This window comes from Mesorhizobium sp. C120A, assembly GCF_030323105.1.
Lineage (GTDB): Bacteria > Pseudomonadota > Alphaproteobacteria > Rhizobiales > Rhizobiaceae > Mesorhizobium.
Genome location: NZ_CP100476.1, coordinates 5,526,205 through 5,549,497, shown reverse-complemented (window position 1 = coordinate 5,549,497; position 23,293 = coordinate 5,526,205). Strand labels below are relative to the sequence as shown.

At 65.7% G+C, this 23,293-nt stretch carries 18 protein-coding genes; 1 reads left to right on the top strand and 17 read right to left on the bottom strand.

Annotated features, from left to right (window positions below; all coding sequences use genetic code 11):
• The 11 genes from icmH to tssA all read right to left on the bottom strand — a co-directional run bounded on the left by icmH (window position 1) and on the right by tssA (window position 12,104).
• Window positions 1-1,326, bottom strand: a complete 1,326-nt coding sequence (gene icmH, locus NL532_RS27230) for a type IVB secretion system protein IcmH/DotU (protein WP_023714857.1) — start codon at window positions 1,324-1,326, stop codon at window positions 1-3.
• A gap of 4 nt (window positions 1,327-1,330) precedes the next feature.
• Window positions 1,331-2,665, bottom strand: a complete 1,335-nt coding sequence (gene tssK / locus NL532_RS27225) for a type VI secretion system baseplate subunit TssK (RefSeq protein WP_023709959.1) — start codon at window positions 2,663-2,665, stop codon at window positions 1,331-1,333.
• 158 nt (window positions 2,666-2,823) lie between these two features.
• On the bottom strand, window positions 2,824-3,276 hold the full coding sequence (gene tssJ, locus NL532_RS27220; RefSeq protein ID WP_023682615.1) for a type VI secretion system lipoprotein TssJ: 453 nt from the start codon (window positions 3,274-3,276) through the stop codon (window positions 2,824-2,826).
• A 3-nt stretch (window positions 3,277-3,279) separates the two neighbouring features.
• Complete coding sequence (gene tagH, locus NL532_RS27215) at window positions 3,280-4,749, bottom strand: type VI secretion system-associated FHA domain protein TagH (protein WP_023682614.1); 1,470 nt, start codon at window positions 4,747-4,749, stop codon at window positions 3,280-3,282.
• Complete coding sequence (gene tssG / locus NL532_RS27210) at window positions 4,746-5,789, bottom strand: type VI secretion system baseplate subunit TssG (RefSeq protein ID WP_023828000.1); 1,044 nt, start codon at window positions 5,787-5,789, stop codon at window positions 4,746-4,748. The genes tagH and tssG overlap by 4 nt, the downstream gene beginning before the upstream one ends.
• Window positions 5,753-7,627 carry a type VI secretion system baseplate subunit TssF gene (gene tssF, locus NL532_RS27205; RefSeq protein WP_023682613.1) on the bottom strand — a complete coding sequence of 625 codons (1,875 nt, stop codon included), beginning with the start codon at window positions 7,625-7,627 and terminating at the stop codon, window positions 5,753-5,755. The genes tssG and tssF overlap by 37 nt, the downstream gene beginning before the upstream one ends.
• A 3-nt stretch (window positions 7,628-7,630) precedes the next feature.
• The gene (tssE, locus tag NL532_RS27200) at window positions 7,631-8,386 is read right to left on the bottom strand and encodes a type VI secretion system baseplate subunit TssE (RefSeq protein WP_023692179.1); all 756 of its coding nucleotides are present in this window, start codon (window positions 8,384-8,386) and stop codon (window positions 7,631-7,633) included.
• Window positions 8,373-8,822, bottom strand: coding sequence for an Hcp family type VI secretion system effector (locus NL532_RS27195; RefSeq protein WP_023673716.1), 450 nt, complete (start codon window positions 8,820-8,822; stop codon window positions 8,373-8,375). The genes tssE and NL532_RS27195 overlap by 14 nt, the downstream gene beginning before the upstream one ends.
• Window positions 8,823-8,873: 51 nt before the next feature.
• Window positions 8,874-10,379: a type VI secretion system contractile sheath large subunit gene (gene tssC / locus NL532_RS27190; RefSeq protein WP_023682611.1), complete on the bottom strand. Its 1,506-nt coding sequence runs from the start codon at window positions 10,377-10,379 to the stop codon at window positions 8,874-8,876.
• 3 nt (window positions 10,380-10,382) lie between these two features.
• Window positions 10,383-10,919 carry a type VI secretion system contractile sheath small subunit gene (tssB, locus tag NL532_RS27185; protein WP_023673718.1) on the bottom strand — a complete coding sequence of 179 codons (537 nt, stop codon included), beginning with the start codon at window positions 10,917-10,919 and terminating at the stop codon, window positions 10,383-10,385.
• 6 nt (window positions 10,920-10,925) lie between these two features.
• Window positions 10,926-12,104, bottom strand: a complete 1,179-nt coding sequence (gene tssA / locus NL532_RS27180; protein ID WP_023687034.1) for a type VI secretion system protein TssA — start codon at window positions 12,102-12,104, stop codon at window positions 10,926-10,928.
• 324 nt (window positions 12,105-12,428) lie between these two features.
• On the opposite strand from tssA, the gene tssH reads away from it, so the two are divergent.
• Window positions 12,429-15,203, top strand: a complete 2,775-nt coding sequence (gene tssH, locus NL532_RS27175; RefSeq protein WP_023828001.1) for a type VI secretion system ATPase TssH — start codon at window positions 12,429-12,431, stop codon at window positions 15,201-15,203.
• Here the strand turns inward: tssH and NL532_RS27170 are convergent, their stop codons facing one another.
• The 6 genes from NL532_RS27170 to NL532_RS27145 all read right to left on the bottom strand — a co-directional run bounded on the left by NL532_RS27170 (window position 15,204) and on the right by NL532_RS27145 (window position 23,269).
• Window positions 15,204-16,439, bottom strand: coding sequence for a VWA domain-containing protein (locus tag NL532_RS27170; RefSeq protein WP_023704819.1), 1,236 nt, complete (start codon window positions 16,437-16,439; stop codon window positions 15,204-15,206).
• Between the two features lie 2 nt (window positions 16,440-16,441).
• A complete protein-coding gene (locus NL532_RS27165; protein WP_023708142.1) occupies window positions 16,442-18,694 on the bottom strand; it encodes a DUF5682 family protein in 2,253 nt (750 codons plus the stop codon).
• 4 nt (window positions 18,695-18,698) lie between these two features.
• Window positions 18,699-19,778, bottom strand: coding sequence for an ATP-binding protein (locus tag NL532_RS27160; protein WP_023687038.1), 1,080 nt, complete (start codon window positions 19,776-19,778; stop codon window positions 18,699-18,701).
• A gap of 19 nt (window positions 19,779-19,797) precedes the next feature.
• Window positions 19,798-21,231, bottom strand: coding sequence for a DUF5691 domain-containing protein (locus tag NL532_RS27155; RefSeq protein ID WP_023804368.1), 1,434 nt, complete (start codon window positions 21,229-21,231; stop codon window positions 19,798-19,800).
• Window positions 21,228-22,631, bottom strand: a complete 1,404-nt coding sequence (locus NL532_RS27150; protein ID WP_023828002.1) for an SWIM zinc finger family protein — start codon at window positions 22,629-22,631, stop codon at window positions 21,228-21,230. Before NL532_RS27150 ends, NL532_RS27155 begins: the two co-directional genes overlap by 4 nt.
• A gap of 98 nt (window positions 22,632-22,729) precedes the next feature.
• Complete coding sequence (locus NL532_RS27145) at window positions 22,730-23,269, bottom strand: Lrp/AsnC family transcriptional regulator (protein WP_023687041.1); 540 nt, start codon at window positions 23,267-23,269, stop codon at window positions 22,730-22,732.
• Window positions 23,270-23,293: the final 24 nt, after the last annotated feature.

Here is a 23,293-nt window from a genome sequence, read left to right as displayed (position 1 = left end):
TCACAGCCTCTTTTCGACCAGCACTTCGACGCGGCGGTTCAAGGCCCGGCCTTCGCGTGTGCCGTCGTCGGCCACCGGATCGGTGGCGGCCCGGCCTTCGGAGCGCACGCGCTCCTTCGGCACGCCGTTCTGAATCAGAATATCGGCAATTTCCGCGGCGCGGGCTTCCGACAGCCGCTGGTTGGTCGACAGTGGGTTGGTCTTTTGCAAGGGAACGCCGTCGGTGTGGCCGACCACCGTGATATCGCCGATCAGCTCCTGGTTCTCGAGGATCACCTTGGCGACCGAGGCGATGAGCGGATCGAAGCCGTCTGTCAGCTGCGCGCGCGACGACTGGAAGAGTTCGGGATTGGAGGCCTGGATGACCAGCCGCGCCAGCGACACGCTCTCCGTGCCGCTCAGCGCCCTCTTGAGCTCATCCGGCGCCGCCGCCTGGAATTCCGGCAGCAGCGCGAAATCCACGGCCACCGGCGGCGGCGCGTCGACCTTCGGCGAAGCGCGGGTGACATCCGTACGCGTCGGCGGCGGCAAGGCGCGAACCAGCGCCGAAAGCTCGACCGCCTGGCTGCTCAGGCTCATCGACAGGCCGATATGGATGGCTGTCGCCATCACCGCCGCTGCCGCAACCATCACCCAGATCGGCACGATGAAGCGCTGCGGTTCGTCGGAGGCGATCACGCCCTTCCAGTTGGGCGACAGCGGTGCGCCTTCGGCGTCGCTGTCGCGCAGGAAACGCGCGGCCGCCACACGCACGGCATTGAGCGAACGGTCGCCGGAGCGGCCAGGTACGCGATATTTGCCGCGGAAGCCGAGTGCCATGCAGTGATATTGCAACTCCAGCATTTCGCGGTCGCGGTTGGGATGGCGCTCAAGCTCTTCGAGACGGGCGAAGAACTGCGCGCCGGCATCGACGTCGCCGCGCAGCATCACCACCAGCGGCTGGCGCGGCCATGCGCTGGCGCCGCCCCACGGCGTATTCAGCGCCAGATCATCGAGCAACGCAGCCACCAGCCACGCCGCCTGGTCGGCTCGTTCGAGCGACGACCCTTGCGCCATCGTGGCGTCGCGGCAGCGCACGAGTTCTTCCAGCAGCCTGGTGCGAAGGGCTTCCGGGTTCTCCGGCGGCTGCGCGTTTTCCAGTTCGGGTGCAAATTCCAGCAGCGGCGAGAACGCATTGACGAGCACGTTCGGATGCGCGCGCGCGGAGCGCTTCGCGGTGACGCCCGACGCCGGCAGTGGCATGGCGCGCGGCGTCGGCGCTCCGCTCAGCCGAATGCGCGTCCGCTCCCGATCCTCGGACAGTCCGAATGGATCGTCCCTGCTCATCATCTCACCTGTTGACCGAGTAGCAGTCGACCTGCGGTTCGCTGGGCAGCACGCCCGAAACGCCGATCACAAAACCGGGCGCTTCGAGAAGCGAAGCCCAGTGCTCGCTTTTCTGGTCGAGTTCGAGGCACAGCCGGTCGCCGTCATAGGGAATTTCGCGCGGCTGCGAATGCAGTGGCTTTAGCGGAATGCCGGGCAGGCGTGACTTCCACAGCCCTTCGAATTCGCTGGCCGAGCCGACCGTCGCCTGGTTGACGAAAATCTTGCGCAAGGCATCCTCCGACAGTTCAGAGCCGATCCGCACCACGATGCGGCTCGCCACCAGAAGTTTCGGGTTGTCGATGCGGATCTTCCACACATTGGTGGCATGGCGCATGACCGGCAGGGCGCGCGATTTTGGCTCGATGTAGCGCAGGCTGAGGATCAGCGAACGCAGCGCATCGGCCAGCGCCGAATAGGCGGGGCCGGGCGCCATATGGTCGTAAACAGGCAGTTCGCCGAGCCGCCTTGCGCTCGAGCCATAGGTCGCCATCGAGCCGGCAAGGCCGGCCAGCTCCATATAGACCTCGGCCGGATGGAACACGTCCTGCGCCAGCATGTGCGCCAGCCGCGGCCGCGCGGCGTTGACTAAATTGAGGATCAGAAGATCCTCGACGCTGCGCCCGGGGCCGCCCAGCACCATCTTGCCATGCGCCTCGGCGATCTGGTCGAGGCCGGTGACCACTTCCTGCAGCAGCCGGCTGTACCAGGACGCCGCGCCGATGACCAAGGTCGGCGGCAGGAAGGTGTCGTCCAGGGCCACGCCGCCATCGGCGCGCACGCCCTTGAGTTCGGCCACCGGCAGCGCGGTGTAGCCGCCGACGGCCGTGCCCGGCGCCAGCAACAGCGCCTGCGGCCGTGCGATCTCGATTTCCTCGGGATCGGAGCCGCCATGCACGGCGTCGCGCACCGACACGATCCGGCCGCGATAGCGCGCGCCAGACGGCTCGGCGTGAGCGGGGTCGAAGCCGACGCCGCCTGGCGGTTCGAGCGGCAGCGCTATCAGCACCGGTCCAGCGCCCATTTCCGGTGTCACCGCCAGCGGCCGCGGCGCATCCATCGTCTCGGGGATCGCGAACGGCGTCCCGTCTGGAAAGATGCCGCGTGCCGAGAGCACCGAGATCTGGCCGGCATCGAGCTGTGCCTGATCGAGCGTCAGCGTTCGAAAGCCGAACGTATGCAGATGCCCCGCCTGCAAGGCGCCGCGCACCGTCGCTTCGAAGAAGCGGTCCTGTTGCTGGAAATGCTGGGTGCGGAGGAACAGCCCCTCCGACCACAGCACCCTGTTTGCATCGCTCATGCCGCCACTCTCTGCTTCCTGCTCATCATGTTGCGCGGCTTGCGGACTTTTGCCGCCCATGCATGTCGCTCAAAAGTGGTCACGGTTTTGAGAGAACGACATGCATAAAAACAAAGACCTAAAGCGCGTCGCCTGAATCCGTTCAAGCGCGACGCGCTTTAGGCGGAAATCCCGCCGCTGCCGAGCTTCACATTGACCGTGAACTTCGATCCCGGCGAAACCGATTTGGTCGTGCGCCAGTTGCGTCCGCCGGGTTCCCTGATCAGCGCGACGAAGCCGAGTGCTGCCACTTCTGGCTCGACCGTGATGGTCTTCGATGCGGTCTTGCCGGGTCCGACGGAAACCGTGTCGGAGCCGATGAGATCGCCGCCAAGTGCCGCGCCGGCACCGCCCTGCAGGGCAAAATAATCGGCCGAATTGAAGGCGCCGGTGCTCTTCAGCCGTAAGACCATTACCGTTACCGGCCTGTCGCCGCCGCCCGGTCCCGGGTTCATGCCGGCCCCACCGGCCAAATTGACCGTTATGACGGAGGGTTTAGGCGGGCCGCTCTGGCAAGCCGTCAGCAGTCCCGTAGCCCCGATGGCCAGAATGAATTCGCGTCTGTCGATCATGTCTCAGTCCTCCTCATATGCGTCCCTAAAATCAGCGCCGATCTCGCCCAGAAAGCGCGTCTCGGCGCTGTGAGCGATTTCACGGTGGCGTTTCTGGTACAGTTCCCAGAGTTTTGCGCCGCGCCCGCCGGTCAGCAGATTGCCGATCGCCGAACTCGACTTCAGTTCCTGCTCGATCGCCGCCGGATCGAAGCGGTCGATCATGCGCTTGAGCGCGCCCTGCACGCCGCGCCAGGCGCGAACGTGATGCTGCGCCAGATCGCGCACCGCGTCCTTGATCGCCGCCTCGGCGCCGAGGAAACCGGGGCTGCGCTCGGCCAGCATGGTCACCAGAGCATCGTCGACCGAGGGCAGGAATTTGAGCGGGTTGACCTCGGACGCGCCAACCACGGTCTGCGCGACGCGAGCGTTGCCCTTCTCTTCGGCGCGCTTGCGCAAAAGCTGCATCAGCCCATCCATCATCAGCCGGTACTCGCGGCCGAATTTCTCCATGTCGGCAACCGGATTGCGGCCGGGAAAGCCGGCCTCGTCCATACCCATGCCGCGCAGGAAAGCAGCGCGAAGGCCCGCGTCCGGCTGTCCGGTCGATGGCCGTGCTGCAGCTTGCCGGACAGGAGGGCGGGGCGGTGGTTGCGGGGTTGGCTTTGGCGATGGCTCGGCCGCGCGAGCCGGCAGCTCCCACGGCGCCGCGGAGGGAGCAGGCGAGGCCGCATCGATTGCGCCGCCATCCGTCGCGCCAACGTCGAGGCTGGTGGACTCGGCCGGGCCAAAACCAAACCCGTCATCGTAGGCCGGCGGCTGCTCGGAATTGGATCTGCTAGGCTCTCTCGACAGCGGCGCGGAGTCGAGGCCGAAGGGGTCGTCGAACAGCGGCTTGCCGCCGCTTTTGTCGGTGACGGCCTCTGGCGCCGGCGTCGCCACCGGGTCGAGGCTGAATGGATCGTCGAACGCCTGCGAGCTGCGTTCATCCGCACGCGCGAACGCGCCGGGCACCGGCTTTTCGAACGGATCGGGCAGGTCGGCAGGGCGTGGCCGTCCCGGCTCTTCTTGGGTCGTGGACGAAAAGAAATCGTCGCCACCGAGACTGACCGGCGCCCGCGACGCCACCGGCTTGCTGGCGGGCATCGAAGGCCTCAAGGCCGGCGCCTCGGTCTTCGCCGTCTGCAAATCGACGCACACCACATAGTCGCCCAACCGCAGCCGCATGCCGCTTTGCAGGCGCTCGGTATTTCCCGCGCCGAGTGGGCTGCTGGCATCGTCGATGAACAGCCCGCTGCTGGAAGTATCGGTGACGAAATAGCCGCCCTGCTTGCTGGTGATCTTGCAGTGGGCGCGCGAGACGAACATGTCGGGATCGTTGATCTGCCAGTCGGCGTCGGCGCTGCGGCCGATCACCAGCTCACCCTCGTCCAGCCGCGCCTGCCGCGTGACTTGCGCGCGGGGTCCCTGTTCGAGCGTCAGCAGCAGGCTCATGCCGCCACCTCTTCGCGCCAGCCGACGATGGTGCGCAGCCGCATGTCTTCGGCATCGCCTCGCGCAGGGTTGCGCGCCAGCCAGGTGGTGCGGGCAAGCTGGACGGTGCCGAGCTTCGCCGGCGGCACTGCCTTTGCCGCAAGCACGATCCTGAGATCGACATCGATGGTCTCGCCGATCAGGTCGCGCACCGCCTGCTTCAACAGCTTCAGCCGCTCACCGCCCGGCAGGAAGGCCTTGTAATCGATATAGCTGAGCGCGCCGATGCGCAGCTCGATGCGGCTCTGCCGGCTGAAGCTGCGCGGGCCGATGGTGGCGCTGCGGCCGAGCGTGGCATAGCTGCCGGCAAGCCGCGTCTGCAGCGCCTTGGGGATGGTCATCCAGGCCGCGACGAACTCCTTCAGCACCACCGGCACTTTGAAGGCTTCGGCCAGGAACAGCGTCAGTCGCTCGGGGCCGTCGACTTGGGCAGCGAGCGAGGCGGCCTGGCGAAGTTTTACTGTATCGAGTTCGGCATCCTGCGTGCCCGGCAGCCCGATGCCGGCCATCGCTTCCAGCATGGAACGGACGCGGCCGCCGACACCGCGTTCGACCTGCACAGCCGGATGCGCATCCGCCCAGGCCCGATAGTAGAGCGCGATCATCCTGTGCTGCAGGATATTGACAAAATCGACGAAGGTCGTGTCGCTCGTCTGCCGCGCCTCGGCGCCGGCATACCAGCGTTGCGACAGGCGATCGAGCACCCAGCGCGTCAGATGCAGTGGCATCGGCCCTTCGGGTCCGAGCAGGCCGAGATTGTTGACCGTGACGCGTGCCGGCGACTTGTCCGTCGGCTCGCGGAAATCCACCACGTCCTGCACTGCGAAGGACAGCCGCACATTCTGGCCGAGCCTTGCCGGCTCGCGGTCCGGCCGGCCGGAATGGCCGAACAGGCCGCCTTGCCGTTCGAGCCGGCGCAGCAGTTCGAAAAAGTCGAAACTCTCGGACAGGGTTGCGGCTCGCTCTAGATCAGGTAGCGATTGCCGGGCGTCATCGGCCATGGCACATCCTCCTGTTTCTGGAGCAACCGCGTGCGCGTGCGCACGAACCCGTTAATGCCGGCATGGCGGGCAAACAGCCGCGACAGCAGGCCCGACAGCAGCAGAGTGCTCTGTCCCGCCAGCACCGACTGGTCGACATGCAGCGTCACTTCCGTGCCGCGGCCGAAGCACATCGGCCCTTCGATCGCCAGCCTTTCGATCACCGCGCGCGAGTCGATGCGCACGATCGAGCGCACATTGCGGGCGAGCCCGGGGTCGCCGCGCTCGGCATAGAGATCGAGCAGCGCGTGCAGCGGATCGACGCCGCGGCCTTCCTTGGCCAGGCTGAGGAAGTTGAGCGCCAGCTGTGACACCAGCCGCCAGGCCAAGTCGTCGGCGCGCGACTCGCCGTCGGCGCCGGTCGGCAGCGCTGCCGGGATCGCCGGCTGCGGCGAACGCAATGCGCCGAGCAGCCGGACCGTCTCCACAGGGTCGCCGGCTTCCAGCGTCAGGGTCGGCGTGTCGTCGAGGATGGCCAGGTCGCGATTGGTGCAAAGCGCCATGATATCGACGCGCTTGAGCGGCCGGTTGGCCTGACTGTTGACTGGGCGCGACACCGCCAGGAAGACGTCGTCGCCGGCATAGGAGGTCCGCGTCACGCCCTGGCGCCGCTCGTCCTCGGTCGGCCGGCGCGGCCGCCGCTCCGTCGAATAGACCCAGCCGCTGCCGCGATTTTGCCCAAGGCTGAAGAGTTCCGGTATCTCCGCGTCGGGTCCCTCGGCATCGGCGTCTTCGACGCGGATGACGCGGTAGATTTCAAAGTCGCGCGCCCGCGTGCGGTCGGCATGCAGCACCTGGCGTGTCTTGCGCTGGTCGAGCTCGACGATGTTGCACTCGCGCTCGAAGAGATTGATGATCGGGGTGGCGAAGAGATCGAAATCCGCCGGCGTCAGATCGGCGAGTTCGGGCACCGGACGCCGGAACAGGAAGATGATTTCGAGCCCGGCCTGGCATTTGCGCACGACCGGCAGCAAGCCGGTGACGCGCCCATAATGGAAGCGCTCGGGCATCATGAAATATTCGCGCAGCAGGCGGTAGCCTTCGAAGGTCGGCCGCGTGCGCGGCATCAGCGCCTCGGCATCGGCAATGCCGACCATCTCCGGCGGCGGTAGCGGCGACAATGGATTGGTCTTGCCTTCCGGTCGAGCGCCGACACCAGAGCAGACTCCGAAGATGGCGTCGAAGATTAGCGGCGCCTTGGTGCGGTTGGCGAAATAGAAGTCGAGCCGGTCGAGCGCCAGTTCGTCGAGCTTGCCTTTGCCGGTCCGCGCCAGCGTGATGCGAAGTGCCGCTTCGCCGGCCTTGCCGGCGATCGGGCCGATGCCGGCGGCGGCAAGCGCGCTGCGGTCCTGGAAATAGCCGACCGAACTGATCGCGATCGGAAACAGCGTCATGTCCTGCGCGGTGGTGAAGGTGCAGCGTGTCGACAGGCCGGCCTGCAGGCTGGAGACCAGCCGCGTGCCGCGCTTGACGACGTGGCCGGCAAGCATTGTCTGCACCTGCTGGCCGGGCTTCAGCACCACCATGGCGGTTGCCGGCACCGGCGTGACGAGATCGGGATAAAGCACGTCGAGGATGCTGCGCGAAAACCGCGAGCGCTCGGCATCCACCTTCAGGCGCGTGCGCGCGGCGAGGAAGGCGACGCCGTCGAGCAGCCGCTCGACATAGGGGTCGGGACACGGCACCGTATCCAGCGACAAATTGCGGGCAACCGCCGGATGCATGTCGGCGAACTCCGCCGCCAGCCCGCGTATGTGGGACAGTTCCTCCTCGTAATATTCTACGAAGACCCGGTCCATCTCTCAGGCTTCCCTGAACTCGGTGCGCGCCAGTCCGTTGTCGAGATTGATCGTCGTGCGCAGGCGCATGCGCTCGGGCGTCGGCGTCATGATCAGCACGGCGTCGATCTCGATCTTCAGGCCGGTCTTGTCGCCGAGGTTGACCGTGACTTTCGTCGCGCTCTCCTTCAGCCGCGGCTCGAATGCGGCGAGCACGGCGCGGATCTCGCGTGCCAGAACATCGCGATCGAAGTCGCGCGACGACCGGCCGGAGAAGGACGGCACGCCATAATTGACAACGCTGCGGCGCACCTCCGGAAAGTCGGCCAGCGATGTCGGACTGTCGGTCATCTGCTCGGCCTCGAGATCGGATAGCAGCGGCGCGGATTCGAAACGCTCGGTGTTGAACAGCGCCTCGATGTCGCGCCGCACGGCCTCGCGCAGCACATCGGGCGACACCACGATGCCTCGGCTTTCAAGCTCGCCACGGTGCCGGTTCTGAAACGCCAGCCTTTGCAGCCGGCGCTTCTGATCGGGGTTCAATGCGTCATCGGCGTCGATGCGCCTCGGTCCGTCTGCCAGCAGCTCGTCCAGGCGCTCTGCGCCAAGCTCCTCCTGCAGAGCCTGCCTGAGCCCGTCTATCTCCGAGCTCAGGCCCGGCAGATCGTTGACGAGGCGGTCCCACAGCGAAGGCTGTACCGCCTCGCGCTTGGCCCGTGAACCGCCCGCCTGTACCTTGTCGGCGGCAGGGCGCTTTGCTCGCCCCTCACTTGCCGACATAGACATCCATTTCGGCTTCGTCATTGTCGTCATAGACGAACTTGATCTTCTTGTAGGCGAAGGAGACTTCCTCCTGGATCAGGTCGGCTTCATCATCGGCCTGCGACATGTCGTATTCCATGATCGAGGCGTCGGTCAGGGTAACGACCAGATAGTCCTTGCTCTCGCCGTCGATGGTCCGCCGCGCGGAGAATTTGACCTCGTCCAGCGCCTTGTTTTCGAACAGGGCCTTGGCCAGATAGGGTGAGGCCTTGTCATAGTGCTTGGTGAACTTGATCATGCCCATCGACACGCGGCCTCGGCGCGAGAGGGAATTGGGGTCGTAGGGCGCGACCATCTTGTAATCGACGCCATGGATTTCGATCTCGTCGTCATGGCCGTCGCGTGTGCTGGGCCCCTTGATATCCGGAACTTTCAGAAAACCGTCGATCTTCATTGTGGGCATTTTCGTTCTCCACCGCTTTCAAACAAAGGTTGGTTGCTGCAATCAGGTCTTCACGGACGGCAATTCCGACACCAGCCTGAGTGAGGCGTTGATGCCCTCCAGCTGGTAGTGCGGGCGCAGATAGAAGCGGGCGTTGTAGTAGCCCGGCCGGCCCTCCACGCTGTCGACCTGCACCTCGGCGGCGGCAAGCGGACGCTTGGCGCGTGCCTTGTCGTCGGCGAAGGCCGGGTTGGCCAGCACGTACCGGTTGATCCATTCGGTCAACCAGATCTGCATGTCGGTGCGTTCCTTGAACGAGCCGACCTTGTCGCGCGCAATCGCCTTGAGGTAGTGGGCGAAGCGCGAGACCGGGAACAGATAGGGCAGGTTGGCTGAGAGCCGCTCGTTGGATTGGGCGTCGGGGTCGACCAGGCGGCCCGCCCGCGTCTCGTCATCCTGCAGCGAATGGGCGCCGATAAAGGCCGCGAGATCGGTGTTCTTGCGGTGCAGGATCGGCATCAGCCCGAGCTTGGCCAGTTCCGCCTCGCGCCGGTCGTCGATGGCGACTTCCGTCGGGCATTTCATCGCGATCGAGCCGTCATCGGTCGGGAAGGAGTGCACCGGCAGGTTAAGCACAGTGCCGCCATTTTCGACGCCGCGGATCTGGGTGCCCCAGCCATAGAGCTTGTGGCTGCGGTTGATGTTGACGCCCATCGGGAAGGCAGCGTTCATCCAGACATATTTGTTGTGATCGCCCTGCACTTCCTCCTCGAAGGAGAAGCCCTTGACCGGGACTGTCTCCGAGCCGTAGGGCAGCCGCGCCAGCACGCGCGGCATGGTCAGCCCGATATAGCGCGCATCCTCGCTCTCGCGCAGCGATTGCCACGAGGCGTAGGCCGGGTTGGAGACGATCTGCTGCAGGTCCTGCGGGTTGGGCAGTTCCTGCCAGCTGTCCATGCGGAACAGCCGTGGCGAGGCGGCGGCGATGAACGGCGTGTGCGCCGAGGCGCAGATGCCGGAGATGTTGCGCAACAGGCCGACGTCGCGCGGGTGGTTGGAGAACTCGTAGGCGCCGATGACGCAGCCGATCGGTTCGCCGCCGAGCATCGAATACTCGTCGGTGTAGACTTTCTTGAAGATCGGGCTCTGGTCCCACATCTGGCCTTCATAGTCTTCGAGCGTATCGGCCAGCTGCTCCTTGGAAATGTTCATCACCCGGATCTTCAGCTTCTGATCCGTCTCGGTGTTGTTGATGAGGTACCAGAGGCCGCGCCAGGTGCCTTCCATCTGCCGCACTTCCGGCGCGTGCAGGATTTCGTTGACCTGGGTCGTCAGCATTTTGTCGATGCCGGCGATCAACGACTTGATCGACTTGATCGAGTTGGACGAAATCGTCGTCGTCTCGGAGCGCGACTGCGCCGCCAGAGCCAGGTTGCGAACCAGCTGCTGCAGCTTCTCGCTGTCGTCCTTCTTGACCTTGAAGTCCTTCTCCAAGAGCTGGCTGAATTCGCCGAGATCGACGGCCTCGGCCTCGGCGACGGATGCTGCGGTCTTTTGCTGTTCGGCCATGATCTATTCCTCACCCTTGTCGTCGGACAGCGCCTGGGCGGCGATCTGGCCAAGCAGCGGCTGGTTGTTCAGCAATTGGGCGATGCGCTTTTCGGCATCGACGCGGCCGTCCATGAAGCCGAGCAGCTCCTCGAGCTGGCGCCGCATCTTGAGGATTTCGGCCAGTTGCGGGACCTGTTCGGCGATCTTGTCGGGGGCGAAATCGCCCATCTTGGTGAAGGTCAGGTCGAGCGCCAGTTCTTCGTCGCGCTCCTGTCCCTCGGCCTGCGGCAGCGTGTTCTTCACCCGCGCCTTGACCCTGGGTCCCAGCGCTTCCATGAATTTGGGGAAGCGGTTGGCATCGGTCTCGACAAAGGAACGGTCGAGCACCGTCTTGGACGCTTCTCTGGTCTGCGATGCGCCCGACAGGTCGGCCATCACGCCCATGACGAACGGCAGTTCGATCGTCGTCGGGCTGCCGTAGGTTTCGACATCGTAGGCGATCTGCACGCGCGGGGCGCGATTTCGCTCGATGACCTTCGCTTTGCTTTCGGCTGGCATGTGTTGCTACCTTTCATCCTTCTGGGCAGTCTTCTTGGCGTCGGGAACGCCGGCGAGCAGCCGGAATTCCTTGAGCCCCGACGGGGCGAGGTCTTCCATCAGTTCAACGAAATCCATGTGCACCATCCTGCGCACCCGGCGGGCGAGATGCGGGATCGGACTCGACGGCTCGGTGCGGTCGTAGAACGCGACCACAAGGTCGAGGCACTTCACCACATCGTCGCGCGAGGAAATCCTGTCCGGGAGCCCCGCACCGGTCTCCGCGTAGCTTGCCATCGTCTCGGCTCCATGACCGTTTCTGACCGGCGCGGCCGGGCTTGCCGGGGGAGCAGCCGGGCTGGCCGCCCCCTTCGTCGCTGCCTCTTCCGTGGTCTCGACCGCCGTATTGCGTTCCAGCGTCGTCAGCACGCGCTGCAAAAACCGCTTCAGGTCCGGGACGGCAGCCCCGTTGCTGTCGAGGCGGGCATTCAGCGCCGCATCGACTGCGTCGAGCGCCTCGATCGCTGCGTGCGCCCCGGCGATGAGCGCCGTCATCTGTTCACCGGCCTGGTCCTGATGGGCGGCACAACCGCTGCCCACCCGGTTCAGGAGCTGTCCGTGCGCGCTGACCAGCGCTGCCTTCTCCGTGGCATTCAATCCCGACGCCGCTTCCTGAAGCATGACGCGATCGTCGAGCGCACCCTGTTCGAGATCGCGTCCGCTGATCGGCCCGATGGGACGCGGCGCGAAGAAGACCATCTGCCTGAGGTTCGCCAGCAGGCCTTCCTGGCCGTTCTGCAGGTCGGCCAGCGCGTTGAGGCGGCGCAGGGCGGCCTCGCGTGGTTGGGGGCTGGCCCGCAGCGCCGGGTGCATCGTCTCCCAATGCGTCTCGAAGGTCCTTGCAATCAGGGTCAGGCCCTGTGCCAGTCCGGCCAATCCCTCTTCATTGGCCAGCGCCCGGGCGACAATGACAAGCAGGCGCAGGTCGCGGCCATGCGAACGCAACTCCTCGGCCTTGCCGAGCACGGCAGGCCAGTCGACCGGAATGGTCGATTGCGCGGCTGGCTTGTTGCGCCCGTCATGGACTACCTTGACCTGCGGCTCCGTGAGCCGCTCCAGCTCATGAAAAGCCGGATCGTTGCGCAAGTCTTCGCCTGACGGATTTTCACCGTCCAGCGGAGCAAGCCAGAGTGCGAGATCGATCACAGATACCCCCGGCGACCGGCTCTAAAACCGTACGTGACCCAACGTTAGCACACGGTTGCATATTCCCACAATTCGCCATCCGCTCAAAAGTTAACGAGCGCTAATGAATGTCGGTGCAACTGCGTCTCGGATGGCGCAATTCATGGCGTGCTTGGCCAACCTCGTATGTGAAGCGCATCGCATAGGATTAGAAAAAATCGTGGTTGTCTGCATTTGGCGGCGCGGGACTCTCCACAAAGGGAAAAGGCCGGCTGCATCAAGCGCTTTGTCAAGCGGCTGCTTATGTGGCAGGCTGTCGACGGGCAGATTGCAGGAGCACGTTCGATGGAACAGCGCCGGTCGTCGCAGGGGTTCAAACGCAAGGAACTGGTTGGCAAGCTCAATCCGGTCTGCCTGCGCGCCTTCAAGGCCGCCGCCGACAGCGCCAAGCTGCGCGGCAATCCTTACGTCGAACTCGTCCATTTCATAGAACAACTGGTGCTGTCCGAGCGTTCGGATGTGCAGATGATCATTGCCGATGCCGGCGTCGATGCCAGCCGGCTTACCAGCGAAATGACCCGCGCCGTCGACAAGCTGCCCTACGGCGCCACCTCGATCGAGGAATTTTCCGACCACATTTTCCACGCCATCCAGGAAGCCTGGAATCTGGCGACGCTGGAATTCGGCATGGAGGAGGTCCGCAGCGCCCATATCGTGCTCGCCTGCCTGAAGACGCCGGTGCTGGAAGGCCTGGTGGCGAAGATCAGCGGCGAATTCGACAAGATCGACGCCGACGGGGTCATCGCCCGCTTTGCCGAGGTGGTGGACGGTTCGCTCGAAGCCGGCGCCACGGCAGCAGTGGCTCCCACCGCGGAGGCGCCGCGGCGCGCTCCGGGCGGGGACTCCGCGCTGGCCAAATACGCCACCGACCTCACCCAGCGCGCCCATGACGGCAAGATCGACCCGGTCGTCGGCCGAGACCCGGAGATCCGGCAGATCATCGATATCCTGATGCGGCGCCGGCAGAACAACCCGATCCTGACCGGCGAGGCCGGTGTCGGCAAGACCGCGGTGGTCGAGGGGTTTGCCCTGCGCATCGCCCAGGGCGACGTGCCGCCGCCCCTGCAAGGCATCAGCGTGCGTATGCTCGACGTCGGCCTGATGCAGGCCGGCGCCAGCGTCAAGGGCGAGTTCGAGAAGCGCCTGAAGGCGGTGATCGACGAGGTTCAGTCATCCGAGACGCCGGTCATCCTGTTCATCGACGAGGCGCACACGCTGATCGGCGCCGGTGGTGCGGCGGGAACCGGCGATGCCGCCAATCTCTTGAAGCCGGCGCTGGCGCGCGGCGAATTGCGCACCATCGCCGCAACCACCTGGGCCGAGTACAAGCAGCACATCGAAAAGGACCCGGCGCTGACCCGCCGTTTCCAGGTGGTCAAGATCGACGAGCCGTCGGAAGCGGTCGCCGTGCTCATGCTGCGCGGTGTAGCCGGCGTGCTCGAACAGCATCACGAAGTGCAGATCCTGGACGAGGCGATCGAGGCGGCGGTCGGCCTGTCGCATCGCTACATCCCGGCGCGGCAATTGCCCGACAAGGCGGTCAGCCTGCTCGACACCGCTTGCGCCAGGGTCGCGATCTCGCAGCATGCGACGCCGGCCGAAGTAGAGGACATTTTGCGGCGCCGCCAGGCGCTGGAAGTCGAAAGCGGCATCATCGGCCGCGAGGCAGCGATCGGCATCGAAGTAACTGACCGGCAGGCGCGGGTCGAGGCCGGGCTCACTGAGACGGGGACCATGCTCGCCGCCGCCGAGGAGCGCTGGGAGCGCGAAAAGGCGCTGGTTGCCGAGATCCTCGAACTGCGCGCGCGGCTGCGCGGCGACGGCGTCCCGCTCGATGCGGTGGCGACAGCTGAGGCCGATGCCGAACCGGCAGCGCCGGACGAAGAAAAGACCAAGGTGCCCAAGGCCGAGACGCCCAAGGCCGAAACGTCCGAGACCGAAGCGCCGGCGGCCGAAGCTGCGCCGTCAGATCCTGTCGCCGATCTGGCGCGGCTGCGTGAACTCATGGCCGAGCTTGCCACCGCGCAAGGCGAGACGCCGCTGATCCTGCCGTCGGTCGACCGCAATGCGGTCGCTGCCGTGGTCCAGGACTGGACCGGCATCCCGACGGGACGGATGCTGTCCAGCCAGACCGAAAAGGCGCTCAAGCTGGCCACCACGCTGTCCGAACGTGTCGTCGGCCAGGATCACGCCATGGAGATGATTGCCAAGCGCGTGCAGACCAGCCGCGCCGGGCTCGGAGCGCCGGAAAAGCCGGTCGGCGTGTTCCTGCTCTGCGGCCCCTCAGGTGTCGGCAAGACCGAGACGGCCCTGGCGCTGGCCGAGACGCTCTATGGCGGCGAGCAGAACCTGATCTCGATCAACATGTCCGAATTCCAGGAGGCGCACACCGTCTCGACGCTCAAGGGCGCACCGCCCGGCTATGTCGGCTACGGCAAGGGTGGCATTCTCACCGAGGCCGTGCGCCGAAAACCCTATTCGGTGATCCTGCTCGACGAGGTCGAGAAGGCCCATCCCGACGTCCACGAGATCTTTTTCCAGGTCTTCGACAAGGGCATGATGGATGACAGCGAGGGAAGGCGCATCGACTTCAAGAACACGCTGATCCTGCTGACGTCCAATGTCGGCTCCGAAGTCATCATGGAGCGGACCGGCAACGGCACGGTGAGGGCAGGGCTCGACGGCCTCGATGCTGCACTGCGCGCTCCACTGCTGAAGGTGTTTCCAGCGGCCTTCCTCGGCCGCGTCGTGACCATCCCTTACTATCCGCTCTCGGATTCGATGATCGAGGCCATCACCCGCCATCAGTTCGGCAAGATCGCGCGGCGGCTGCGCGCCAGCCACGACGCCGAACTGGTGATCGGCGACGGCGTCATGGCGCTGGTCAAGGCGCGCTGCACCGAAATCGAGTCTGGTGGCCGCATGATCGACGCCATCCTCACCAACACGCTGTTGCCGGAACTCAGCCGCGGCGTGCTGAACCGGTCGCTCGACGGCGAGAAGATGACCAAGGTGACCGTCAGCGCTTCCACTGACGGGTTTGCCTATTCGTTCGAATAGTCAGGCCTGACTGCTCGGCTCCGTCTCGGCGCGGATCAGCTTTATGTCGGCGCCGGCTGCCCAGGCGCCGATATCCTCGCGCCGCAACGCCGCCGCCATCATGTCGGGAAACAGGTCCGGCGTGCAGGCGAAGACCGGTATGCCAAGTGCCGCGACCGAAGCCGACATCGCCTGATCATAGCCCGGCCGGCCCTGATCGGTCAGCGCCAACAGCACGATGACATTGACGCCGGACCGGACCAGCGCCGCAAGCCGCCGCAGCAAGTCCTGGCCGTTGCCGCCCTCATAGAGGTCGGTGATCAGCACGAAGTGGGATTTGGTCGGCCGCTCGATGCGGTCGGCGCAATAGGCGACCGCCTGGTTGATGTCGGTGCCGCCGCCGAGCTGCACGCCAAACAGCACCTCGACCGGGTCGCTGAGCTCTTCGGTCAGGTCGACGATGGCCGTGTCGAAACAGACCAGCTTGGTGCGCACGACCGGCAGCGACGCCATCACCGCGGCGAAAATCGAGGCGTAGATCACCGAGCTCGCCATCGAGCCGGACTGGTCGACGCACAGCACCACTTCGTCGAGATCGACCAGCCGGCGTTGCTTGCGCATGAAGCCGACCAGTTTTTCCGGCACGACGGTTTTGTGCTCAGGCTGGTAGTGGCGAAGATTGGCCGAGATGGTGCGCGGCCAGTCGATGTCGCGTTGGCGCGGCCGGTTGGTGCGTCGCGACTTGTCGAGCGCGCCACGGATCGCCTCGGCGGTCTTCTGCTCCAGCCGCTGCATCAGCTTGGCAACGATGTCGGCGATAATGGTGCGGGCGATGTCCTTGGTCTTGGCCGGCATCACCGAACGCAGCGAGATCAGGTCGGCGACGAGGTTGACGTCGGCCTCGATCGCCTTGAGGAATTCCGGCTCCATCAGCATCTGCTTCAGGTTCAGCCGCTCAAAGGCATCCTTCTGGACGATCTGGACCACCTGGGCGGGAAAGAAGGAGCGGATATCGCCCATCCATTGCGCCACGCGTGGCGCCGAGCGGCCGAGCCCGCCGCGCCGCTTGCGCGGGTCGGCATCGGCATTGGCGCCGTCGCCGTAAAGCGCATCGAGCGCCGAAGACAGTTTTTTGTCATCACTGGAAAGGGCGGAGGAAGCCTCGTCATCGGCGCCGATCGCCAGCCGCCAGCGGCGCTCGCGCCCGCTATCGGAGGATGCTGGGCCGGGTTCGGGCACTTCGGCTTCGTCATCCATTGTCACACTCCGCCCGCCAGCAATGGCCCAAGCCGCTCCAGGTGACGGCGCCAGCCCTCGCCGCCATCCGGCGCCGGCGTCAGGCCGGCCGGCAACCTTGCGGTGCGGCCGAGCACGGCCTCGATCAACCGCCGCCGCTCCATCGAGTCCAGATTGGAGAAGACGCGGCGCAGCAATGGCAGATGCGCGATGAAAGCGTCCTCGTCGAGCGATTTCAGCCACCCATCGACGGCGCCGCGCAGGCCCTCGTCGTAGATCAGCCGCTGGCCGGCAGTGCTGAAGAAACCTTCGAAGAACCCCGCTGCCTGGGCGACCGGCGTCCCCGGCGACAGCCTGCGTCCGAGCAGCCCGGCGGCGTCCTCTGCCGACAGTTGGCCGGCTTCATAGAGCAGATGCGCGGCGCAGCCGGCGAGCAGCGCCGTCGAGCCCGGACCTTCCAGCACGCCGGTCAGGCCGTTGCGCCATGCATCGAGCACGCCTTCGCCGGGCTCGACCAGCCGGATGGCCGTGTCGGCCTTGCGCACAGCACCGACCAGCGTGGTGGCGGCCTGCTCGTCCAGGTCGCGCACCGCATAGGGCAGCGCGATCGCGCCTTCGACGATCAACCGTTCCAACAAACCGGACAGCCGGTTAGTTTCGGTCTTGCGCGCCTCGCCGTAACGGATGATGTCGGCAAGCGGCGGCACCGAGGCCAGCATCTCCAGGCATTCGCTGCTGTGCGCTGCGCGCGCCTCCAACGCTACAAGGCCGGCGCTCGCGGCCTCCGACAGATCCGCGGTAATGGCGCTCTGGACAAGGGCGGCAAGCGTGTCGAGGCTCGCGGCCGCACCGAGCATCTGGATCAGGCGGCCATTGGCGGCCTTTTCGATAGTCGGGCCGTAGATCAGGTTCTCGACCAGGCGCACGGCATATTCCGGCTCCCAGGCCAGCGTCCATTTTTCGCGAAAGGTGCCGCGGCTGCGGCCGGCGTCGGCCAGCCTGCCCCATTGCACGCCAAGCACGTTCAGCCGGTGCAGCAATGTCGAACGAAACAGTCCGCTTTCGCTGCGCAGATCGACCGACAGCTCGCGTTCCAGCGCCTCCGGCTTCAGCCGCGCCGCCTTCTGGTTGCGCTGCAGGTCCTCGATCAGCGGCGCCAGCGGCGTGTCGGGCGGAATCTCGCCGACATCCGCGCCCAAAAGCAGCTCGGCCTCGACCAGCGCCCACAGCACCGCTTCGCCGTTGAACAGCGCCGCGATCGCGGCATCGCGCAATTCCTCGAAGCCGGGCTTCGGCCGCTCGCGAATGGCAGCCAGTGTGCGCGCAAGCCGCTCGGCCTCGATCAGCGACGCGGTCGACACCAGATGGCCCTTCGCCCGCAGCACCGCCGCGATCGTCGCCAGCCACAGCGTCGCGGCGTCGCGCCGCCCTCGTGTGAGCCACAGATGTTTGCACCAGCCGGGCGCGACGACGCCAGCGCCATAACCATAGCCCAGCGCAAGACGCGGCCCGGTCCATGGCGCCCATGTCATGATGCTTTTGCGCCGGGCAATTCCCTTGATCAGCGCCTGGTCGTTCTTCTGCGTGTGCGCGGCCTGCAGGGCCGGCACATGCCATGCGCCGCAGACGACGGCGATCGGTCCGGCGAATTCCTTGCGCGCGGCGGCGATTTCCAATCGCATATGCGCTTCACGCTTGGCCTCGAACGGCGCGATCGCACCTTCGCCGTCGCGCAGCGTCGTCATCGCATCGGTGATGGCAGCGAAGATTGGACCCGGCTGCGGATTCTGCTCGATAATGTCGGCCCACCAGCTTTCGCCATCTTCATAGCCGGCGGCCGCAGCCAGCGTGCCGATCGGGTCGCGATGCGATGCGGGCTCGCCATCCTCACCGGTTTCGTCCTTGGGTTCGGGCTTGTCGGCGTCAGCCGTTTTGTCGGTGTCGTCGGTTGCCGGTGCCGCGAACCGTGCCGATGACGGCAGGTCGATGAACCGCAATGCCGCCTTGTTCTCCACCGCCCACACCGCCGCCTGGTATTCCGGCGAGAACTCGGCGAACGGCCAGAAACTTGTCGCGGCCGGATCGTCCTCGGGGTAGCAGAGCAGCGCCACCGGCGGCTGCATCTGCGGGCGCGCCAGCAATGGCAGCAGGGCGGACGCGTCGCTCGGCCCTTCGATCAGCACCGCGACCGGCTGCAAGTCCCGCAGCGCCTGCACCAGGCTGTCGGCGGAGCCCGGCCCGTGATGGCGGATGCCGAAATAGGCGACGTCGCTCATGACCTCAGATCGCTGCGTTCAGCGCCGCGTAATAGCCGGCATAGTCCGGCCGCTTCTTGAGCACCGTTTCGAGATATTCCTCCAGCACCACCTTGTCCTGCACCGGGTCCTTGACGATGGCACCGACAAGGCTGGCGGCGAGGCCTTCGGCGCCGAGCTTGCCGCTGTCGAACCACGCCGCCTGGCTGAGGCCGCCGACCATGGTGGCGATCGCCTCGGCGGTCGAGAGCGAACCCGAAGGCGTCTTTAGCGTCACCTTGCCGTCGGCGGTTGCGCCCGAGCGCAGCTCGCGGAAAATGGTCAACACGCGAGCGATCTCCTCGCCGACATTTTTCGGCACCGGCAGGTCGAGCCCGCCGGCCATCTCGTCGACCCGCTTGGAGACGATCGCCACCTCTTCCGCCATGTCCTCGGGCAGCGGCAGCACCACCACATTGAAGCGGCGTTTCAGCGCCGAGGACAGCTCGTTGACGCCCTTGTCGCGGTTGTTTGCGGTGGCGATGATGTTGAAGCCGCGCTGGGCATAGAGCGACGTGTTGAGTTCCGGGATCGGCATCATCTTTTCCGACAGCACGGTGATCAGCGTATCCTGTACATCGGAGCCCATGCGCGTCAACTCTTCCAGGCGGCATAGCTTGCCGCTCTCCATGGCGCGGTAGAGCGGCGTCGGCACCAGCGCCTCCTGGCTCGGCCCTTTGGCCAAAAGCTGCGCATAGTTCCAGCCGTAGCGGACCTGGTTCTCGTCGGTGCCGGCCGTGCACTGCACGATTAGCGTCGAGTTGCCCATGATGGCGGCGGCGAGATGTTCCGACACCCAGGACTTGGCGGTGCCGGGAACGCCGAGCAACAGCAGCGCGCGGTCGGTAGCGAGTGTCGCCACCGCGGTTTCCATCAGCCGGCGGCGGCCAACATATTTCGGCGATATCACGGTGCCGTCGCTTGCCTTGCCGCCGAGCAGATAGGTCAGCACGGCCTTCGGCGACAGGCTCCATCCGGCCGGCTTCTGGCGTTCGTCATTGCGCGCCAGCGCCTGCAGTTCAGCGGCATAGGCCTGCTCGACAGGGAGGCGGATGGCTGCGTTCATGGTGCTGTTCTCCGGATTGTCATGTGTTGGTTCCCGTCAGGGCCGCGTTGAGGCGCAGGAAAGCGAGCGAGGCTGCCGCCGGCGGCATGCCAGCCGCAACGACATGCTCGATCAATTTTTCCGCTGTCGCCGCAGTGGCCAGAAAGCCCAAAGTTTCCAACAGGTCGTCGACGGTTCGCTTCATCGCTTCATCATTGCCGGCGACAGCCGAACGCAACACCGCCAAGCTCTGGCCGTTCGTCAGGTCGGGCCAATCCAGCCAGTTGGCTTCGAAGCCCTCGGCAAGGGTGAGCGTGCTAACATACTGCGGCGTATCTTTCAGGATCAATCTGACCAGGACACGCTTCCTGCGGCTATCCAGGCGCGGTGTCAGGTGCAGCACGAACAGTGCCGGCTTGCCACCCTCGGCGATCAGCGTGTCGGCCATCTGCGTTACTGCAGCGTCGCTGCCCGACGCGGCGACCATTCGTGAGATCTGGATGTCGGCATTGTTGTCGGCACCGAACTGCCAGGCTGCAATGAAATCGGGTTCGCTGACCCCAAATCGGGAAGCAAGGTCGACCAGATTGCAGGTCTCGAACAGTTCGGCGCGGCGCTTTTCCTGCGCCGGGGATTTGAGTTTTGCCGGGGTGTAGGTGGTGCGGCGGCGGATAAAGCCGGATTTGCCTTCTGCGATGAAGGCGGCAAGTTCGGCAACGGGATCGTCGGCACCGCCACCAACACGACCGTGCTCGCCCAACCTCGCCAGCAGCCGGCTCGCCAGTTCCTGCACCTTGCCGGAGCGGTCAGTGGCCAGGCTTTTCAGGAACGGCGCGTCCTCAGGCGTCAGGCCGAAATGCATGAGTTCGATCAGTGCCAGCCGGACTTCCGCCGGCTCGCCGGGCGCCTTCGCTTCCATCAGGCTGCGGGCCGTGGCCGGATCGCGACGGCGCATCTCGGTCAACGCGATACGGCGCGCGGCGGGGTAAAAGTCATCCCAGTTCTGCACCGTCAGTTGCTCCTGCGGCGCAATCTTCAGCCCCTCGACGCTGGCCTGCCAGTCGATCCACGGCGCATAGATGTCAGGGCTGTTCTGGTCTGATGCCGACGGCATCCAGTCCATCGGATGCAGCACGTAGCCACGGCCGGCGACGAGCGTCGCCACGCGCGCCTTGCGCCGCGCATCGGCGGTGTTCTTCAAGGCAGCCCGCAACAGCGGCCGCAACCGCTCCGGCAGCAGCGGCAGGCCAAGCCTCGGCAGCGGCGGGCGCCGCTTCAGCGACTTCGGCGCGGCTGGCCTTAAGCCCACATCGAGCGCCTGCGCGGCGATGGCCAGCAACAGCCGCTCCCGTTCGTCCGGGCTTGCGCCGCCGGCGATTTCCTTCCACGCGGCTGGCGCCAGATCGAACGCAGTTCCGCCGGTGATCCAGCAGTCGCGCATCGTCGCCAGGCCGGTTTGCTCGAGCTCGTTCATGACAGATCGAGCCTCCCGAAGCCGCTTTGCGCGGCGAGCAGATCGAGCCGCGCGCCGTTCCACAGGGCTGCCGTTGCCGAAAGGTCGAGACCGAGCACGGTTTGATCGACGGTTCCGGCGACAGGCAGGGCGATCCCTTGCGGGTCGTGCGCCGCTTGCCACCAGGCGGTGCCGCGCTCATCGAGCAGGATCGCGCCGGCAGGCAGCATCAGCGGGCTATCGGTCGACCAGGGTGCTGCGTCCTGGTGCGCCGCATGCGCCGCCAGCGGATCCTTGACAATGCCGAGGCCGAAATCCGGCCAGGCGCCCGACACGACATCGCCCTTGCGCTCCGCCACCAAGGCCCGCAGTGGCTGGCGCGACGGGTAGAATACCAGGCGGGCGTGGAACCGGTCACCGGGCGTGAACGCCGCCGAGCGGCGGCCGGCCGAAGCCGGAAAGAAATCGAGTAGCAGTGCAAACTGCGGCGTCGGGCTTTTCAGATCGAGCAGCCAGGTCGAATGGCTGACGAGACCGTCGCGGCGGGTCTCGATCTTCTCGCCTACGACCTCCCAATGGCTGTCGACCTGCTTCGCGTCGGGACTGGACAGAACCTGGTCGCGGGTTTCGGACGCCGACACCAGTCGCTTCAGCTCGGGATCGTCGGGCGCCGAGCGCCAGGCTTTGGCCAGCAGCACCAGCTTGCCGAGTTCGCGGATCGCCGCGTCCGGCCGTTCCTCGCTGCGCAGCGCCATTAGCCGGGCCGGGATTTCGTCGATGCGTCCCGCAAGCGCCGTTGCTTTCATGTCGACCAGCCTGGCGGCAATGCGGCGGCAGCGCTCGCTGCTGGCGTCGGCAAAGGCGGAAAGGCCGAGCCGCAGCTGGTCGGCAATCCACTGGTCGAGTTCGTCCAGCGCGCCTGCCACCGCGGTGCGCGTATCTTCCGCCCGCTTGCGCTGCGCCGTCTCGCGGCGCTCCGTCGCGGCGGCGTCATCGACGGTGCTTTCCTCTGCCTGCGAGGCCTCGCCAATGCTCTTGCCAGACGCGCCCCTGCCAGACTTTGCGTCGACCGGCGGGGGCGCACTCTTCCTGCGCCGGCCAAGCCAGTCATTGACCCATTCCGGCGTTGTTTCGGCTGATGTGAAGCTGGCCGGCGCCGTGGCGGCGATCCACATCAGCGCCAGCGTGTGCTTGCAGGGAAATTTTCGCGACGGGCAGGTGCATTTGTAGCCGTGGTCGCCGGTGTCGACGACGGTGCGATAGGGGTTGGATCCCGAGCCCTGGCATTCGCCCCAGATCAGCGCCTGCTGCTCGTTCTTCTCCAGCCGCGGCCAGTTCGAGCGCTTGGTGAGCTTCGAGGCAGCGCTTAGCGACGCCTGATCGGGGGCCAGCGCCTCGATGGTTTTCAGTTCGAATTCCAAGCCGCGCCTCTCGTCACCCCAAATCAATGCCTGGCATCAATATAGGGTGCCGTTTGTGAAGGATTGTTGTGGCCCCGGCAAGACGAAGATAGCGCAGATCAGTACAACGGCGTGGCCATATGCCGGGGCGTCGGCCATTGCGCCGTGATCTCGGGCTGCACAGGGCGCTCGAGATAGGTCGACAGCACGACATAGCTTCGCGTCGAGGTGACGCCGGGCGTTTCGTAGAGACGCGCCAGCAGGCCTTCGAGCGCCCTGGTGTCCTCGGTGCGGACCTTGAGAAGCATGCAGGTGTCGCCGGCCACCGAATGGATTTCCTCGACCTCAGGATATTGGGAGACGGCCATCAGCTCCGGTGTCTTGCCCCAGCCCTTGGTATCGATATGCACGAAGGTGAGCAGCGGCTTCTTCACCGCCTTCGGGTCGATGATCACAGCGGTGCCGCGGATGGCGCCGCTGCGCCGCAGGCGCTTGACCCGCTCATGCGCCGCAGGCGGCGAAAGGCAGACGCGTTCGCCAAGTTCGGCGTAGCTGATCGTCGCATCCTCGACCAGCACGCCTAATATTTTTCGGTCGATTGCGTCGAGCTCGCGGGGAGCTACCTTGTTCTGCAGAACCCCATCTGTTTCTTCGTCCATATCGAAATTCCTTGTTGTCGCGGA